This window comes from Mesorhizobium sp. WSM3626 (genome assembly GCF_000513935.1).
GTDB lineage: Bacteria > Pseudomonadota > Alphaproteobacteria > Rhizobiales > Rhizobiaceae > Mesorhizobium > Mesorhizobium salmacidum.
In genome coordinates this window covers 1-16,121 of record NZ_AZUY01000077.1, presented here as the reverse complement: position 1 = coordinate 16,121, position 16,121 = coordinate 1, and the positions used below count along the sequence as shown (strand labels likewise).

The window sequence follows — 16,121 nt, the reverse complement described above, 5'->3', positions numbered from 1 at the left end:
CAGCCGGTGGTGCCCGACAGCGAGCGCGTCAAGATGGAGACGGTCAACGAGCTGTTCATGCGGGTGACGCTGACTTTCGGCTATATGGAACAGCCCAACATNCCNCGCGCNCTGGCGATCTGCCGCAAGCAGGGCTGGAAGTTCGACATCATGACGACGTCCTTCTTCCTGTCGCGGCGCTCGCTCAAGGCCTCGCCCAATTCCGGCATGCCGGTATGGCAGGACCGGCTGTTCATCGGCTTGGCGCGCACCGCGGCGGACGCGACGGAATATTTCCAGATCCCGACCGGCCGCGTCGTTGAAATCGGCACGCAGGTGCTTGTCTAGCTCTCGCCTGGATGCGCCGATCAACCTCCTTGCCGGGCACTTGCATTAGCTGCAACTCATAAAATGAGTTCGTCCGACCCCGAGTTCTGATTCGAGGCGGGATGCCAGAGGGGCATTGACGTAAGCACCAGCGAGGAAACTCAGCGCGCGGCGTCCGTGGCCCAGGCAACAGCGGCGCTATATTAGCAACAGCGCCAAATATCTCTTTGGTAATTCCGAAACGGATGTTTCTAAGCCCGCTTGCTCCGGCCGGCGGGCTTTTTGCGTTTCAGGAGCGTTTGACGACTTCGGGCTTCGCCGGTCATGCCTCGCCTGCTCGTGCCACATCACTTGACGCAGATCATGCATGTCCACGGGCTGTCCGCAGATCTTGCACTTATAGAAATGGTCACCCTCGTCGGAGGGCTCGTGCGGCCTGTCCTTGATGGGCGGTCCAAGGTCTGTAAGCTTCGTCATGAGGCCAGCAACATCCCGCCCAAGTAAAAGTTCCGCCTGGCAGCAGGGCTTTGAGCCTCGTCGGCAGCATGCCTCCCGGAACGGCCGAATCCGATCCCCAATGGAACATTGTTGCGTCTAAAGCCTTCGGCGGTTGCACTGTTCTCCCATTGCGGTGCGAGTTCCCACGACTGTTGGCCTGGCCCGCTGTCTCCGGCAGCGGGCATTTTTTCGTAACGAACCTGATATTCGTCGACAGGTTCGAAAGGCGGCAGCCCCCGTGCTGCTGGTCAGGTCCCCCCAAAACCTGGCCGGGCTGCCCCCGCCAGTGAGGCGGCCATTTGTGTGGGATGGGCGAGCTCAGCTGGCCCGGCTTACGGCCCCGGGTTCCGGGGAGGCGGCGAGTTGACGGAAAGGACGCTGCTCTTCCTCGCCATAAGCGCCGTTCGTCACAGCGATCAATCCGGCGCGATCTCGGATCTCAAGCGCGCCACGCTTGGCGCCTATGACACCTCGGTATTCCAGCATTTGCACGGCCGTGGTCACGCCAGGACGCCTGGTCCCAAGCATGACAGCCAAAAACTCGTGGGTCAGTTCTATCCTGGTGGAATCGACACGGTCATGAACCATCAGCAGCCAACGTGCCAAGCGTTCTTCGAGCTTCGAGTGGCAATTCACGAGTGATGTTCGGGACGACTGGAGGATGAGGTGAAGGCATATCTCAACAGGGTATCGCGAAAGGTCGGACTTTCAGCCATTGCGGCGCTGAGCATCGGTGCTGATAGGCACCATCCACTGCCTGCTATCTGAATATAGGCTTGGTCCGGAGACTTGTCTTGACCGAGCACGAGTGCCAAGCCAGTCATGCCCTCACGCCCGATGACGCCGACCTCGCTTTGCCGCTCGCGCGACATCGCCGCGACCACAGAAGCAACACCTGTCTCCGGGAAATAGACGTATTCGATGGGCACATTGGCCGCCACCAACTGCGTCTTCAGGCCGAGGATAACACTATGCAATGAAGGCCGCACCAGCGCGAAGTCTGCAGACGCCAGCGCCTTCAGAATATGATTGCGAAATGTGGATTGGGGCATAGCTCTTCTCCAATTACGGATCGGATTGGCGGCCATGGACAGTGAAGTGAATGCTCCGCAAGCCTGCAGTGCCCCGCATCGAGCGCGCATGGCGGCGGCGCAATTCGCGCCCTGTGGTTCGCAAGGCTGACGCGTAGCGCCTCGCCACCTCAATGTCGTTGACGGAATCGGGAAAGTCTGGAGCCATGGCCAGCTACCCGGCCATCGGAAAAAATTTCATCGCCCATATAGCACGCATACGCATTATCTCCTAACTGGGTCTGTCAACCGAAGGTCGCCAGGCGCTTGTGCGGCGTCTCATGTCGGCTTGTCTGCCAGTGGCCTCTTTCTCGTAGGCGGCTTGTAGGCGTTCACCAGCCTGACGACAGCGGCATCTACAGTCACGGGAACGCCCAGGTTCACCGTCACGCGATTTTTGTCGAGTAGGTGGGTAACGTTGCCGATCAGATCGATGTGCTGGCCTTTCTGGAGATTCGACGTGGTGTCAACGACCGAATGCGGCTGGCCGTAGGAGGGTATGGAAACGCTCACGCGGTCCTCTGTCACCCGCCGCCGAGCGGTTGCGGTAATTGCGACCTCATCGCCAATGGTGATGCCCTTCGCCATTCCAGGAGTCTGGCGCGGCGACGGGAGTCGTCAAGAGATTGCTAATGTTCCTGCTGCACCGGGCCTGTCGAGTGGGTCAATCTCTTCCTGCTTAGCCCGCTCCGTCGCCTCGGCCGATAGGGCGTCTTGTTTGGCTCTGTCAGCCTGGGGTAGTCACGCAGCTAAGCGGCTCCACCTCTGTCTAATCGCAATGCCCGTTGTATGACACAGGTTGGTGTCTGTGCACGGGCCGCAGCGGCCGGGCCCGAGGGGCTACGGGGAGACTCCGCGCGTGCCAGTTCGATCATCCGCTCGGAAATTTCTACCAGACATTCCGACCGCTTCAGGCGGAACCCTCAGGTCGAGCTTAAGTTAGGCCCGGTGGTGAGATCAGGACCGCTTCATGGTTTCAGCAGAGCATCGAGCATGGTTGCTGCTCATCCGGTCGAGGGCGTTTCGGACACAGCTCCCGGCGGTCCTGGGTCTGGGTGTGGAGCTAACCCTGCCTGACCCCTGGCCGGCCAGGCTGGATGACCTTGACAGGGCTGAGGTCGCAAATGAACTCGCAACCAAAAGGAAGCCGCCATCTCCCTCCATTGGTTCAACCCACCGGTCGTCGTAACGACCACCGAAGCCGGCCTCAGGCTCCACGTCAGCAACATCGAGGCTGCATGTGAAGAACTGATGAAGTGGACCAAGCGCGGCCCTCACTGGAGCCGAGCGGTGCGCGTCTGCATGGCCTCACTGGCTGGTCAGGCGACACCTCAGGAGGTCCGAAGGTGCTTCCGGCTGGCTGCCAAGGAGCAGGGGGTCCTCATATCGACTGACTAGGGTGTCCCATGCAAACCTGGCCACATCGGCCACACTCTGGGGAGAGCTCCAGGGGGGCCTGAGGAAGGCTATCAGGTGCCATATTGGAAGGGGTTCTGCGCCTCACCTATTCACACATAAGCGGCTGCCCGATATTGTGAGGAGGAGTGGGGCTATCCTGATGGGGCCTGACGACGATCTGAAGTCCCGTATCGAGGCTGCGCTTGTTCGTGGCCACCTGAGCCAATGGCAACGTCAATTCCTCCTCGACATGCGTGACCGGCTGGTGAAGTACGGCCCACGCATGCGTCTGAGCGCGAAGCAATGGTCTAAGCTCTACGAGACCATCGGCCCCGCACCGCCAAGTACCAACGCACCATCGCAGCCGCGCGCGACTAAGCCCCTATCGTCGCCACGCCGGCAATCCCACCGCTGGCGAAGCCCGCTTGCTCGTGAGGCCCGGTACTTGGCGGCCAGGTTTGTCAGGACCTTTGGGATTGCGCTGGCAGTGGTCGCTGGTTCCTTGATCTATTCCTACGTGGTCAAGGGCGGGCACGTGACTTGGCCAAGCATGCCGTCCTTGGCGAGATCAGGCACGGGAGACAGGACGCCGCTCACCAGAACACAGTTCAGCATAACGGACGGAGACACCATACGGCTCAATGGCACTGCAAAGGGAACCCGGCTGGTCGGCTTCAACGCTCCCGAGAGTATCGAGCCAAGATGTGGGGTTGAGGCAGCACTTGGACGTCGAGCGAAGGCGCGACTAACAGAGCTGGTCGCTTCTGCGAAGCTCGAATTGAGAATGGTCCCCTGTTCCTGTCCGGCGGGGACCGAGGGCACCGACAAGTGCAACTACGGGCGAAGCTGCGGCTCGCTGTTTGCCAACGGCCAGGACGTTGGTGACGTGCTAATTTCCGAGGGGCTGGCGGTGCCGTTCGTCTGCGCTGCGACAACCTGCCCGCCGACGCCACGCCCATGGTGCGGGTCCTAGCTAGCCGTGGTGACAAACGAGAGCCAAGGGGACTTCGCGGCGTGCGTATCCGATCACTCGCAAAGAAATTTTTACGAAATCTTGCGACCCCCGGCTTGGTACGATTCCAGCTCTTGATTATTTAAAAAAGCAGCGCACGAAACGCTTGGGGTAGGAGGCGATAATGGATGCTCAGACATCCCGTCGACCGTCACACACCGCCAGGGACATCATCTGTGCAGTGTTGAAGGGCGCCACGGTGGGCAGCGTGGTCTCCGTCAAGGCGACCCTCGAAGCTGTTCGTACCGAGGGTCCTCAGCTAACCCAGACGGACTGTGAGCTGATCGAATTGATGATCAGTGTCGCAACGATGGATCAGGTGTTCCTGGTCGACCTCCACGAGTAGAGTGCGGTCATCCCTCTCCATCGGTTTGCCTCTCCGGTCTGCAGCAGGACGGCCCTGGCTACAACGTCGAGGGTGCATCATGAGGGCCGCCAGTGGCCCTCCTGATTGCAATATTCCCGGCCATATTAGAGTGCTATAAATAGCCATATGGAATCTCGTAGGTACTGCCTCAGGCACGAAATCGACGGCACCTGGACGGTGTTTGACGTGTTCACCGGCCTGCCGGCTAAGATTGAGGGCCATCCATATGTCGACCTGCTCGACAGTGATTATGCCGCCGAGGTCGTCGCTCTCCTCAATTCAGATGATGACGTCGCAGGAAGGCTTGGCCGAGAGCCCGATGAGGCTCTATTGGTTCTCCCCAGCGTTCCCTGTAAGGATCAATGACAGACCTAAGCGAGCTCAGTTCCATCGTCTCTGCAAAAGCCTCGTGCGTCAGAAGGGTCCGCACGTGACGGAGACGGACTGCGAGCTTATTGAGATGGCAATCCCAATCGCTTCAATGAAGTTTGTCCCTTGCCTTCGATCTAGACGAGTGATGGCTGGGGCTCAGCCCTCTGCACCCTTCGCACGACCTCCCGGGCGATCTGATCGGCAGAACCGGCGAAGTCGAGCGGCCCGTCATACATGGCGGCGTTCATAGGCATCCCGGCTTTAATCTCGCCGGCCTCGGTGAGAACCATTGTTGCACCGCCAGCATGGCCTATTGCGGCAAGTCCGCGCGAGCCATCACTCAGCGAGCCCGACAACACAATCCCGATTGCACAAGTCTTGGCGTGAACGGCAACAGAATTGAAGAGAATGTCAATGGTCTGTCCCGATGTATGTGACCAGTGCCCTCAACGAGTTCCACGTTGCTTCTGGCGGCTAGCGAGAGGTGCGCGTCAGGTTGGCCGATGTAGCAATTTCCGACGTGGAAGACGTCATGTTCATCAGCTATCAGCACAGGCAAGTTTGACCACTTACCCAAAATCTCCCTCAGGTGACTTACCCTATCGCTGGGCCTATGCAGGACCACAAGCACGATGGCCTGTAGGTCCTCGGGCAACTCGCTAAGGAGGTCTTTGATGTCGCTGAGGCCATCCGAACCGGAGGCGCCTATGGCCACAAAGAAAGGCCCGCCTTCCGGTTTAACGCGGAGAATGTCCATCTGATAGAGTTAACAGGTTTGCGTCGGCTTCGCGAGGCGAACGCAGGTGCCACCTGTCGCTCCACTGGTTCAAGGCCGGGCTCCACCACCGGCGGGACTGGCAAAGGAGAAGGCCGAATGGCTGAAGCCGGGATTGGTGGGGCGGGTCAAGTTCCTTAAGGGGAGGAGAAGCTACGGCATGCTATCCTTGAGGGAATTTAGGGAGGAATAGCCCCACTCGTCCATTTTATTTATATTAGCGGTCACGTATGTAGGAACTTGTTGGCGATATGCGGGGGAGCGCATTTGCCCGATGAGGCAATTTGGTAGCGAACCAGTTCTTGATCCTACGGACCTCGGCTTCGACAAGGCGCGGCTTGAGCGACTGAAATGGTGGATGCATCGTTATGCCGACACCGGGCGCTGGCCGGGCGGTGCCGTGCTCATCGCGCGTCACGGAAGCTCGCATTTTTCGACTGCGCCGGGCACGCCGACGTGGAGGCCAAGCGCCCTTGGCGGCGCGACCTCATCGCCCGTATTTACTCGATGACCAAGCCTGTCACCGCCGTCGCGCTGATGATGTTGTACGAAGAGGCGCGAATTCATCTCGATGATCCGGTCGAAGCTTACCTGCCGGAATTCAAAGATAGGCAACTTCTGATAGCCGGCGCATCGTCGCTCGACCAAACGGTGCCCGTCGAAACGAAGATGACGATCCACCATCTGCTGACCCACACAGCTGGCCTAAGCCTTTTTACGAACCCCGGATTGCTCGGTGAGGCTTATGCCAGAGAAACGCTCGGCCTCGCCTTGGGCTACGGTGGGCTCGACAAGATGGTGCGCAGGATTGCCGAGCTGCCACTTGAATGGGAGCCGGGCACGAGATGGCAATACAGCACCGGTTCCGATGTCATCGGCCGCATCGTGGAAGTCGTTTCCGGAATGACGCTCGACAAATACTTCGCGACGCGGATATTCGAGCCCCTCGGCATGACCGATACCGGCTTCTCTGTCCCGAAGTCCGGGATCAGCCGTTTCCCCCCGCTCTATGTGGCTACGGCTGAAGGTATGGCGTTGCACGAAGCGCCGGAGGTCTCGGCGTGGCGTCAAGGCAAGGTTGATACGTTCTGCGGCGGAGGCGGACTAGTCGGAACCATCGATGACTACTGGCGGTTCGCCGAAATGCTACGTGCTGGAGGTGAACTCAACGGCGAACGCATCCTTAGTCTCCGCACTTTGAGATTGGCGGCGTGCAATCACCTGCCGGGCGACCTTGCCTCGTTGGCAACCGAGGTTTGGGCTGAGACCCAATTTGATGGCGTCGGTTTCGGTTTGTTGGGCTCCGTCGTCCTCGATCCGGCCAAGGCACAAATTTCGGCGCAGGTGGGAGACTATGGCTGGGGCGGGGCGGCAGGCACTTTCTTCTGGGTGAGCCCGGTCGACGACTTGGTTGTCATTCTCTTCACGCAGCTGCTGCCTTCGAGTGCCATTCCGGTGCGCAAAGAGCTGCGCGCACTCGTCCATGGTGCTTTGACAGGGGCCTGAACACACTGCGCGGCCGGCGGCTTCGTAAAGCACCAGCTAATGTGACGCCGGTGTGAGTTGCGAGAGGCGCAGCGGTAGGAACACGGCAGGCCCCCGGCAATATCGGCCGGGGGTCCGTCACTTTAGGCTAGGTCCAGGGCGGCGCGGACAGCCAGCGAGTTGACCGAAGCGCCAGATGTGTACTGGGCAAAGGACTTGTGGAGTTCGGCGAAGGGGCCACGGACCGCCGCGAGCTGCGCTTCGGTTTGCTTCTGAAGTGAGGCGATGTCGTCTAAAATTCCTTGGCAGGGTGCAATGGCTCGGCGTCTGGCGTCCTCGAACTGACGAAACGTAGCAGCCGCGTGGTCCCTCACGGCGTCAAAACGGGCTCCGTATTTTGCAAGGTCCCCCTGCATGGCCTGCCACACCGCGCCGTATTTTCCGATGTCTCCCCGGACGGCATCTAAGGCCCTTCGAGCTTGCAACGGCTTGGTCAAAGGCCGGCGAGGCCAAAAGGCTGAAGGCACCAAGATGCCCGTCCGGTATCCCTACATAGTTCAGATGGCTTGACCTCGGCGTGGCGGTTCGCGCCGCCGCCCTCTTATGTGCGGCTGCAAGCTCCGCCTCACCCACTACCTTCCACTTTTCCTGCAATCGGTTACGCATAGCCTCCGGGCTCGCGGCCTCCCAATCGCTGCGAGCGGCCATAACTCGCCTGATCGGCGTCCGGATCATGAGGTCAGCCATGTCGGCCAAGAATGGCCCGTCTTCCTTGCCGCTGTCCTTGGGACGGCCACGGCCACGTTTCTCGGTCATCGCTTTTTCCTTCGGTCAAATGACATGGCCCGAAGGATAGGTGATTTGCGGGTTTGCGCCAGCGAGATGAAATAACCTTCCCAACTTTTTGGCGAGGCTAAATCGCGGCCGAAAGTGTATCAGCGAGGAAAAATCACGCTCAGCCATTTATTCTCGCTCTTGCACTGCGTGGCGCGTTGTCCGGTGCGTCCTGGAGAGCACCGTTCAGGTTCGGCCGGCACATTCTACCGCCGGGACCGTGGAGCGACTGAAACAGCCTCACCGGACATAGCTCAGGGCCCATTGGCGTTTGCCGGTCAGTCTCAACGCCGCCTTGAGCGCCCGGCAGCCGAATGGCGCGCGGTATAGCGCGCCTGCTCATCGACTGACACAGGATTTCGCATGCTGAGCCATACACCGGCTCAGTGTGGCCAGCGCGGAGCGACCTTGCACCTTGTGAGCCGGAAGGGCAAATCACGCCTTTCGGCGCCCTTCGGCAGCTCTCGTTCCAGAACAACTCCCCAGCGCAGATCGCAAGTCTTTTTAGGTCTTGTTTCCATAGACTGCCGCGATGAATCCTTTCTTGTTGCACAGCCTTTGTTCGTGCATTGTTTATTCGCTCCCGAATTGAAGCGGGAATAATGATGCCGGCAACAAAAATATTGTGGGGTCAGATCGTCGCTGTTTTGACCATCGTACTTACGACCACCTGGGGCGCAACGCAATGGACGGCTTGGCGACTGGGGTACCAAGAGCAACTAGGGTCGCCCTGGTTCGAGCTCGTCGGTCAACCAATCTATCCGCCACCAGCATTTTTCTGGTGGTGGTTTTTCTACGACGCCTACGCACCTACGGTCTTCGTTGAAGGCGCGATGATTGCGGCCAGCGGCAGTTTCATCGCCATTGTTGTCGCTATTGGCATGTCACTATGGCGAGCGCGGGAGGCCAAGTACGTGGCAACCTACGGCTCGGCGCGCTGGGCTATGCGAAAGGAGATCGAAGCCGCAGGCTTGCTCGGCGCCAACGGCGTGGTTCTCGGCAAGCTGGATTGCGACTACCTTCGCCACGACGGTCCGGAACATGTCTTGTGCTTCGCGCCGACCCGAAGTGGCAAGGGCGTCGGGCTCGTCGTGCCATCCCTATTGACTTGGCCCGGAAGCGCAATCGTTCACGACATCAAAGGTGAAAATTGGGAACTAACCGCTGGCTGGCGGGCACGTTTCGGCCGTGTGCTGCTGTTCGACCCAACCAATGCCGCGTCAACCGCTTACAACCCGCTGGTGGAAGTCCGGCGTGGTGCGTGGGAGGTCCGCGACGTCCAGAACGTCGCTGACGTGCTGGTCGACCCAGAGGGGTCGCTGGACCGCAGGAATCATTGGGAAAAGACCAGCCACGCGCTGCTCGTCGGCGCGATCCTGCATGTCCTCTACGCCGAAAAGGACAAGACGCTCGCTGGTGTTGCCAAGTTCCTCTCCGATCCGCAGCGGCCGATCGAGACCACGTTGCGAACCATGATGCTGACCAAGCACCTCGGCGATGCTGGTCCGCACCCCGTCGTGGCATCGGCAGCACGTGAATTGCTCAACAAGTCCGAAAATGAGCGCTCTGGCGTGCTGTCGACCGCGATGAGTTTCCTGGGGCTTTACCGCGATCCGGTTGTGGCCCAGGTGACGTCTCGTTGCGATTGGCGCATTGCCGATCTGGTTGAGACCGCGCAACCCACGACGCTCTATCTGGTCGTACCCCCATCGGACATTAGCCGCACCAAGCCGCTTGTCCGGCTTATCCTCAATCAGATCGGCCGCAGGCTGACGGAAGATCTGCATGCTAAGGACCGCCGGCATCGCTTGCTTCTGATGCTCGACGAATTTCCGGCGCTTGGCCGGCTTGATTTCTTCGAGTCGGCCCTCGCCTTCATGGCCGGTTATGGCATGAAGTCGTTCCTCATTTCCCAGTCGCTCAATCAGATCGAAAAAGCCTACGGGCCGAACAATTCCATCCTCGACAACTGCCATGTGCGTGTGAGTTTCGCGACCAACGATGAACGGACCGCCAAGCGCGTATCCGACTCTCTCGGAACGGCAACCGAAATGCGGGCGATGAAGAACTATGCTGGGCATCGTCTGTCACCTTGGCTTGGGCATCTCATGGTCTCGCGACAGGAGACCGCCCGCGCGCTGATGACGCCAGGCGAGATCATGCAGTTGCCACCAACCGATGCCATTGTGATGGCCTCCGGACTGCCCCCGATCCGGGCGAAAAAGGCGCGCTATTTCGCAGATCGGCGGCTTGCCGAGCGCGTCCTGCCTCCGCCCAAGCCCGCGACCACCGACGGAGTCTCGCGCCCTGATGACTGGACGGTATTGTCGATTACCGGGGTGCCGTCGGAGCAGGTAACGCGCGCGCCCTGTTCTGGGCAGGACACTGACCCTGACAACGGCGGTATCCGCCGCCAGCCCGAATTGCCCGAGCATGAGGATGTCGCGCCGGAGCCCACGCTGGCGCGCAGTGATGAATTCGACCTTGATCGCGACGAAACGGATGATGAGGCCGCCCGCCGGCGTTCGCTAGATCAGACGATGCGGCGCACCGCGCGACAGGCCGCACTCGATCCCGAAGACGGGATTGAACTTTGACTTCCATGAAGAAGCGTCGTCTCTCAGCCTATCTGGAACCGGAGATCATGAATGCGCTTGCCGACTACGCCGCCAAGAGGGATGTGTCCCTGTCGCTGATCGCCGAGGCAGCTATCGCTTCTTTTCTGTCTCCGGATGCTGAGGAGCGTAAAGAGGCGGCAATCACAAGGCGGCTTGACCAGATCGACCGGCGCGTTCAGCGCGTTGAACGCGATCTCGGTATCTCGATCGAGACGCTGGCGTTGTTCGTGCGCTTCTGGCTCACCTCAACTCCGGCCTTACCTGACGCCGCTCAGCCTGAGGCGCGCGCGAAAGGAAAGCAGCGCTATGACGCCTTCGTCGATGCGCTCGGGCGCAGGTTGACCAAGGGGCCAAAGCTCAGCCAAGAAATTGCCGAGGACATTGTGCCTCCAGCACCGACGGACACGCCTGAGTCGCATCCGGGATAGGGCGCCAACGCGGTCGGCCAGCTCGTCTGCACCGCATTTTGCAAGTCTCTGCGCGCCGTGGCGCTACTGCCCGTTTTGCTTTTGCAAGGCACACATTCCTGCTTCTTCTAATCATCCCCGTCAGCGGTTCGAACCAAAATCGCCCGAGAAATGGGGATCATCGTGGCAGACCATCATCATGTCGGCAGGGAAGCAGCGGCGCGCGGGGCGCGCATGCTGCGCACAGCACTCGGCCCGGCAGTAGCCGGTTTTCTTGACGATCCCTCGATCGTTGAGCTGATGCTCAACCCCGACGGTCGGCTGTGGGTCGACCGGCTGAAGGAAGGGCTCTGCGAAACTGGCAAACATTTGAACCCCGCAGACGGCGAGCGGATCGTCCGCCTGGTCGCTCATCACGTGGGCGCCGAGGTGCATTCCGGGTCGCCGCGTGTCTCGGCCGAACTGCCGGAGGGCTGCCGCCGGTCGTTTCAGCGCCCAACTACGCTATCGGCAAGCCGGCCGTCGCCGTGTTCACGCTCGCACATTACGCCACCGTTATCGCACCGAAGCCCAGGCCGATGTGCTGCGGCTCGTTTCGCAAGCATTTGTCGATCCGTGGAAGTAGCCGTAGGACCGAGCCTGTCGCGGAATGCCGTGCGCAAAACGGCAAAGCGCAAGGTCAGGTCGAAAGCCTCTCAACGCGTTTCGATACGATACTATCTTGTTACATGCGTTGGGCATGCTAGCGTCAGCTGCTGCGCGCGATCTGACTCTCCAGCCAAACGACAAAATGCTGGCCTGCGGGAGAGGGTGTGCTCGCTTCCGGCAGCACGGTAAAATAGCTATTTTCGGTTTCCATCGGCTGATCAATAACCACCCCGAGCTCACCGGACTCCAACTCTCGCTCGATTAGGTAGCGTGGAAGCAGCGCATAGCCCATGCCGGCAACAGCCGCTTCTATGATCATTGAGAATTGGTCGAAGCGGTGCCCCTTGAAGGTGGTTTCGTCAGGCAATCCGGCCAACTCCAGCCACTGCGACCAGAGCCTCGGGCGCGTGGCCAGATGCAGCAAGGGTTGGCCGAGGAGATCGGACGGGGTAAGCTTGGGGCCGCCCGCTAACAGCGCGCCTCCAGCCACGGGTAGGATCGACTCACTGCAGAGATAGGTGCACGTGGCGTGTGCCCACACTGGCTGCCCATAGTGAATGGCGAGTTCGAAATTTTGTTCCGCGAAGTCGAATGGCGCCGAGCGCGAACCGACATTGAGTATGACTCCGGGATGCTGGCGCAGGAAATCCGGCAATCGTGGACTGAGCCAGCGGCTACCGAAGGTTGGCAAGGTGGCGATACTCAGGCTCGATCTGGCGTCGGCGGACGACATTGCGCGCAACATCGTCTCTTCGGTCAGCTGCAGCAGCTTGCATGCTTCCGGCAGGAAGCGTCGTCCGTCTTCGGAGAGTACCACGCGCTGGCGGATTCGCTCGAACAGCAGGGTCCCCAGAAACTGCTCCAATTCCTTGACCTGACGGCTGACGGCGCTTTGCGTTAGGTTCAGTTCCCGACCGGCGCGCGTAAAGCTTGCGTGTCTTGCCGCGCATTCGAATGCCTGGATCGCGATCAGGTCCGGTATCAGTTTTCGGCTCAATATCATGCGTATCTCGCATCAACCCAGTCAAATTTATTGAGATCGGTAGCGTTGGAAAGGATATATCACTCCTTTCCGGAATGATGTTCACTTTTCTTGAAGGGAGCGCACGCGTGCAAGGCGCTGGTTTTGTTTCTTCCGACGAGATTCGAGCAAGCTTCTCGTCGGCAATGTCGGCAATGTACAAGGCCGAGGTTCCGGCATACGGCACGCTCATGGAACTGGTCGCCGAAGCGAACGCGCAGGTGCTGGCCAATGATCCGCGGTTGAAAGGCAGCCTGGAGGACACGGATTCGCTCGACCGTATTTCCGAGGAGCGGCATGGGGCGATCCGCCTTGGCACATCGGAAGAACTGTCGATGATGCGGCGGGTATTCGCTGTCATGGGCATGCATCCGGTCGGCTATTACGATCTCAGCACGGCCGGTGTGCCGGTCCATGCCACAGCGTTCCGGCCGCTCGATGCCGAGGCGCTCAGCCGCAATCCGTTTCGCGTCTTCACATCGCTGCTTCGCCTCGATCTGATCGGCGATGCGGCCTTGCGGGCGGAAGCTGAACGCGTGCTTGCCGCCCGCCGAATTTTCAGCGAAGGCGCGGTGCAATTGACCGAAAAAGCCGAAAGCCAAAGTGGCCTCGACCGGCATGATGCCGATCGATTTGTCGGGGAAATCCTCGAGACATTTCGCTGGCACGATCAGGCCTGCGTGAGTGCGGACCTGTACCGAAGGCTTCATCGTCAACACCGGCTGATCGCCGACGTGGTTTCCTTCAAGGGACCGCATATCAATCATCTTACGCCGCGCACGCTCGACATCGACGCGGTGCAGGAGCGCATGCCGGCCAGAGGCATCGAACCCAAGGCGGTGGTCGAAGGGCCGCCGACACGGCAGTGCCCGATCCTGCTGCGGCAAACGTCTTTCAAGGCGCTCGATGAGCAGGTGTCTTTCAAATCTGACGAAGGCACCTGGACGACCGGCTCGCATACTGCACGCTTCGGTGAGATCGAGCAGCGCGGTATCGCGCTGACGCCAAAGGGAAGGGCGCTCTATGACAGGCTGCTCGACGAGACGCGCAAGATCGCAACGCCCGCTGCGGATGGGTCGAATGTCGCCGAGTATCGCGCGGCGCTCGCCCGACAGTTCCGTTCGTTTCCCGACACCTGGGCGGATATCCGCGCCTCTGGGCTTGGCTATTTCACCTATTCGCTGACCGCGCTTGGGCGCCAGGCCCACGGGGCTTGCGCCGAGGATCTCGACCTGCTTCTGGCCCAGGGATTCGTTCGTTTCGATCCGATCGTCTACGAAGATTTCCTTCCCGTCAGCGCAGCCGGCATCTTTCAGTCCAATCTCGGCGACGAGGCGGTCGAGGCGTTCGCCGCCAGCCCCAACCAGCAACGGTTCGAAAGTGCTCTCGGGGCAAGTGTGCTGGATGAATTCGCTTACTATGCCGCGATCGAACAACGCTCGATCGAGAATTGCCTGCGCGGGCTTAAGGCGGTGGGAATAGAATGATCGATGCGCGGCACAGGGCGGCCTTGCTAGATATTGTCGGGGAGAAAGGTCTTGTCGAGGACCGCCAGGCCATGGCCGCTTACGAAATCGGCGCCCGCTACGATCGTGGCCGCGCCGCGCTGGTGCTGCGTCCGGCCAGTACGGCAGAGGTCTCGACCTGCGTTGGCTACTGTGTGCGGGAGCGGATTGCGCTCGTGCCGCAATCGGGCAACACCGGCCTCGTCTCCGGCTCGACGCCCGACGCCGGCGGAACTCAGGTGGTGCTCAGCCTCGACCGGCTGACCGCTGTCTTCGACCTCGATGTCGACAACCGCTCGGTGCATGTCGATGCCGGCATGAAGCTGTCGGATATGAACGCGCGGCTGGAACACAGCGGGCTGTTCTTCCCGATCGACCTCGGCGCCGATCCGCGCATTGGCGGAATGTTGGCCACCAACACAGGCGGATCGCGGTTCCTGCGATATGGCGACGTGCGCAAGAACACGCTGGGCCTGAAGGTCGTCCTTGCGGATGAGAACGGCACCGTGCTAGACCTTCTGTCCGGATTGCGCAAGAACAACACCGGCGTCGACTGGAAGCAGCTTTTCGTCGGCACGTGCGGCGCATTTGGCATCATTACCGAATGCATGCTCAACCTTGAACCTGTTCCGAGACAGGTCGCTACCGCCTACCTGGTGCCGTCGGATGGTGCTGCCATAACGCCTCTGCTGCGCATGATGGAAGAGCGGCTGGGATCCTATCTGTCGGCTTTCGAAGGCATGTCCGGCAACGCAATGTCCGCGGCACTTGCCCATGTTCCGTCGCTGCGCAATCCGTTCCGTAACGCGCCGATTCCCGCTTATGTGATCCTGGCTGAAGTCTCGCGCAGCTGGCAGCCGCGTGCGGGCGAGCAGCCACTTGATGCCGTTCTGGAGACGGTGCTGGCGGAGATCTGGGACGCGGCCGACGTTCCCCTTGCCAATGCTTTTGTCGGTCCCTCCAATGAGATGTGGGCGATGCGGCATGCGCTCTCGGAAGGCGCCAAGCACGCAGGGCGGTTGGTGGCGTTCGATCTATCGTTCCGCAGGGCCGATGTGATGGCATTCTGCGAGTGGATGAAGAGCGAACTGCCCAGCCGGTTCCCTGATGTCGCAATCATCGATTTCGGCCACGTCGGTGATGGCGGTGTGCATTTCAATCTGGTCGTCGACGAAGCTCGGTCTGGTCTAGTTAGCGACGGTTTCGAAACCCGGCTGCGCGACTGGGTTTATTCTGTGGCCATCGATCGGTTCGGCGGCAGCTTCAGCGCCGAGCACGGCATCGGTCGCAAGAACCAGACCTATTACGACATCTACACTCCACAGAAGACCAGGAACCTTGGCGCTGGACTGAAACGGCTGATCTCGCCGGGCCGGGTTGGTGCCGTGCGTTTCGGCTAGTTATGACAACAGGAGCTTGAACATGAATATCGCACTTAAGCCCACCCAGCTTGTCAGCGAAACGGCCGAGCTTCTGGCGAAACTGGGCGTGGCCAAGGAGGCGCTTGTCGGTGGCGACCTGATCGTGCGCAGCCCGGTGACGGGTGAGCAGATCGCGGCGCTGAAGACGATCTCGCCGGCCGACGCGGCAAAGACTATTGATGACGCCCACCAGGCATTCCAGTCCTGGCGGCTGGTGCCGGGTCCCAAGCGNGGCGAACTGGTTCGGCTGCTGGGCGAAGAACTGCGCGCNCACAAGACCGAGCTGGGCCGGCTGGTGTCGATCGAGGTTGGCAAGATCCCCTCCGAAGGGCTCGGTGAAGTGCAGGAAATGATCGACATCTGCGATTTCGCCGTCGGTCTGTC

General features: G+C 60.3%; 14 protein-coding genes and 2 pseudogenes. 10 read left to right on the top strand and 6 right to left on the bottom strand.

Features of this window, described 5'->3' with window-relative positions:
* Positions 1-327: pseudogene (gene trkD / locus M653_RS0130385) on the top strand (potassium transporter Kup); the annotation flags it as partial.
* Between the two features lie 795 nt (positions 328-1,122).
* Here the strand turns inward: trkD and M653_RS1000000137995 are convergent.
* From M653_RS1000000137995 to M653_RS0130370, 3 genes are all read right to left on the bottom strand, one after another.
* Positions 1,123-1,392, bottom strand: a complete 270-nt coding sequence (locus M653_RS1000000137995; protein WP_245262410.1) for a helix-turn-helix domain-containing protein — start codon at positions 1,390-1,392, stop codon at positions 1,123-1,125.
* A 44-nt stretch (positions 1,393-1,436) separates the two neighbouring features.
* Complete coding sequence (locus M653_RS1000000137990) at positions 1,437-1,856, bottom strand: hypothetical protein (protein ID WP_245262408.1); 420 nt, start codon at positions 1,854-1,856, stop codon at positions 1,437-1,439.
* A 297-nt stretch (positions 1,857-2,153) separates the two neighbouring features.
* Positions 2,154-2,462: a hypothetical protein gene (locus M653_RS0130370; protein WP_027146676.1), complete on the bottom strand. Its 309-nt coding sequence runs from the start codon at positions 2,460-2,462 to the stop codon at positions 2,154-2,156.
* 564 nt (positions 2,463-3,026) lie between these two features.
* On the opposite strand from M653_RS0130370, the gene M653_RS1000000136390 reads away from it, so the two are divergent.
* Together M653_RS1000000136390 and M653_RS1000000137150 are read left to right on the top strand one after the other, a co-directional pair.
* A complete protein-coding gene (locus M653_RS1000000136390) occupies positions 3,027-3,272 on the top strand; it encodes a DUF982 domain-containing protein (RefSeq protein WP_084637058.1) in 246 nt (81 codons plus the stop codon).
* Between the two features lie 1,136 nt (positions 3,273-4,408).
* A complete protein-coding gene (locus tag M653_RS1000000137150) occupies positions 4,409-4,630 on the top strand; it encodes a hypothetical protein (RefSeq protein ID WP_027146674.1) in 222 nt (73 codons plus the stop codon).
* Positions 4,631-5,157: 527 nt separating this feature from the next.
* On the opposite strand, the gene M653_RS1000000138175 is transcribed toward M653_RS1000000137150, so the two are convergent.
* Both M653_RS1000000138175 and M653_RS1000000134845 read right to left on the bottom strand, forming a co-directional pair.
* Entirely contained in the window at positions 5,158-5,385 is a 228-nt protein-coding gene (locus M653_RS1000000138175; protein ID WP_280940128.1) for a chemotaxis protein CheB, read from the bottom strand.
* The gene (locus tag M653_RS1000000134845) at positions 5,364-5,780 is read right to left on the bottom strand and encodes a chemotaxis protein CheB (protein ID WP_280940127.1); all 417 of its coding nucleotides are present in this window, start codon (positions 5,778-5,780) and stop codon (positions 5,364-5,366) included. Before M653_RS1000000134845 ends, M653_RS1000000138175 begins: the two co-directional genes overlap by 22 nt.
* A 369-nt stretch (positions 5,781-6,149) precedes the next feature.
* Here M653_RS1000000134845 and M653_RS1000000134840 point away from each other — a divergent pair, with 369 nt between their 5' ends.
* The 4 genes and pseudogenes from M653_RS1000000134840 to M653_RS1000000136385 form a co-directional block, all read left to right on the top strand.
* Positions 6,150-7,304: a serine hydrolase domain-containing protein gene (locus M653_RS1000000134840; protein WP_245262407.1), complete on the top strand. Its 1,155-nt coding sequence runs from the start codon at positions 6,150-6,152 to the stop codon at positions 7,302-7,304.
* A gap of 1,418 nt (positions 7,305-8,722) precedes the next feature.
* Positions 8,723-10,714 carry a conjugal transfer protein TraG gene (locus M653_RS0130335; RefSeq protein WP_027146672.1) on the top strand — a complete coding sequence of 664 codons (1,992 nt, stop codon included), beginning with the start codon at positions 8,723-8,725 and terminating at the stop codon, positions 10,712-10,714.
* Positions 10,715-10,719: 5 nt separating this feature from the next.
* On the top strand, positions 10,720-11,163 hold the full coding sequence (locus M653_RS0130330) for a hypothetical protein (RefSeq protein ID WP_032936497.1): 444 nt from the start codon (positions 10,720-10,722) through the stop codon (positions 11,161-11,163).
* Between the two features lie 213 nt (positions 11,164-11,376).
* A pseudogene (locus tag M653_RS1000000136385) lies at positions 11,377-11,690 on the top strand (P-type conjugative transfer ATPase TrbB); the annotation flags it as partial.
* 200 nt (positions 11,691-11,890) lie between these two features.
* Here the strand turns inward: M653_RS1000000136385 and M653_RS0130320 are convergent.
* The gene (locus M653_RS0130320; RefSeq protein ID WP_027146669.1) at positions 11,891-12,793 is read right to left on the bottom strand and encodes a LysR family transcriptional regulator; all 903 of its coding nucleotides are present in this window, start codon (positions 12,791-12,793) and stop codon (positions 11,891-11,893) included.
* Between the two features lie 107 nt (positions 12,794-12,900).
* On the opposite strand from M653_RS0130320, the gene M653_RS0130315 reads away from it, so the two are divergent.
* The 3 genes from M653_RS0130315 to M653_RS01000000134025 form a co-directional block, all read left to right on the top strand.
* Positions 12,901-14,298 carry a VOC family protein gene (locus tag M653_RS0130315; protein ID WP_027146668.1) on the top strand — a complete coding sequence of 466 codons (1,398 nt, stop codon included), beginning with the start codon at positions 12,901-12,903 and terminating at the stop codon, positions 14,296-14,298.
* Entirely contained in the window at positions 14,295-15,716 is a 1,422-nt protein-coding gene (locus tag M653_RS0130310) for an FAD-binding oxidoreductase (protein WP_027146667.1), read from the top strand. Before M653_RS0130315 ends, M653_RS0130310 begins: the two co-directional genes overlap by 4 nt.
* A 22-nt stretch (positions 15,717-15,738) precedes the next feature.
* On the top strand, positions 15,739-16,121 hold a 383-nt coding region (locus M653_RS01000000134025), incomplete at its 3' end, for an aldehyde dehydrogenase family protein (protein ID WP_032936495.1).

Excerpts from the sequence above, each read along its gene's own strand:
- M653_RS1000000137995 (WP_245262410.1), bottom strand. The coding sequence starts at position 1,392 with ATGGTTCATGACCGTGTCGATTCCACCAGGATAGAACTGACCCACGAG.
- M653_RS1000000137990 (WP_245262408.1), bottom strand. The coding sequence starts at position 1,856 with ATGCCCCAATCCACATTTCGCAATCATATTCTGAAGGCGCTGGCGTCT.
- M653_RS0130370 (WP_027146676.1), bottom strand. The coding sequence starts at position 2,462 with ATGGCGAAGGGCATCACCATTGGCGATGAGGTCGCAATTACCGCAACC.
- M653_RS1000000137150 (WP_027146674.1), top strand. The coding sequence starts at position 4,409 with ATGGATGCTCAGACATCCCGTCGACCGTCACACACCGCCAGGGACATC.
- M653_RS1000000134845 (WP_280940127.1), bottom strand. The coding sequence starts at position 5,780 with ATGGACATTCTCCGCGTTAAACCGGAAGGCGGGCCTTTCTTTGTGGCC.
- M653_RS1000000134840 (WP_245262407.1), top strand. The coding sequence starts at position 6,150 with ATGGTGGATGCATCGTTATGCCGACACCGGGCGCTGGCCGGGCGGTGC.
- M653_RS0130335 (WP_027146672.1), top strand. The coding sequence starts at position 8,723 with ATGCCGGCAACAAAAATATTGTGGGGTCAGATCGTCGCTGTTTTGACC.
- M653_RS0130330 (WP_032936497.1), top strand. The coding sequence starts at position 10,720 with ATGAAGAAGCGTCGTCTCTCAGCCTATCTGGAACCGGAGATCATGAAT.
- M653_RS0130320 (WP_027146669.1), bottom strand. The coding sequence starts at position 12,793 with ATGATATTGAGCCGAAAACTGATACCGGACCTGATCGCGATCCAGGCA.
- M653_RS0130310 (WP_027146667.1), top strand. The coding sequence starts at position 14,295 with ATGATCGATGCGCGGCACAGGGCGGCCTTGCTAGATATTGTCGGGGAG.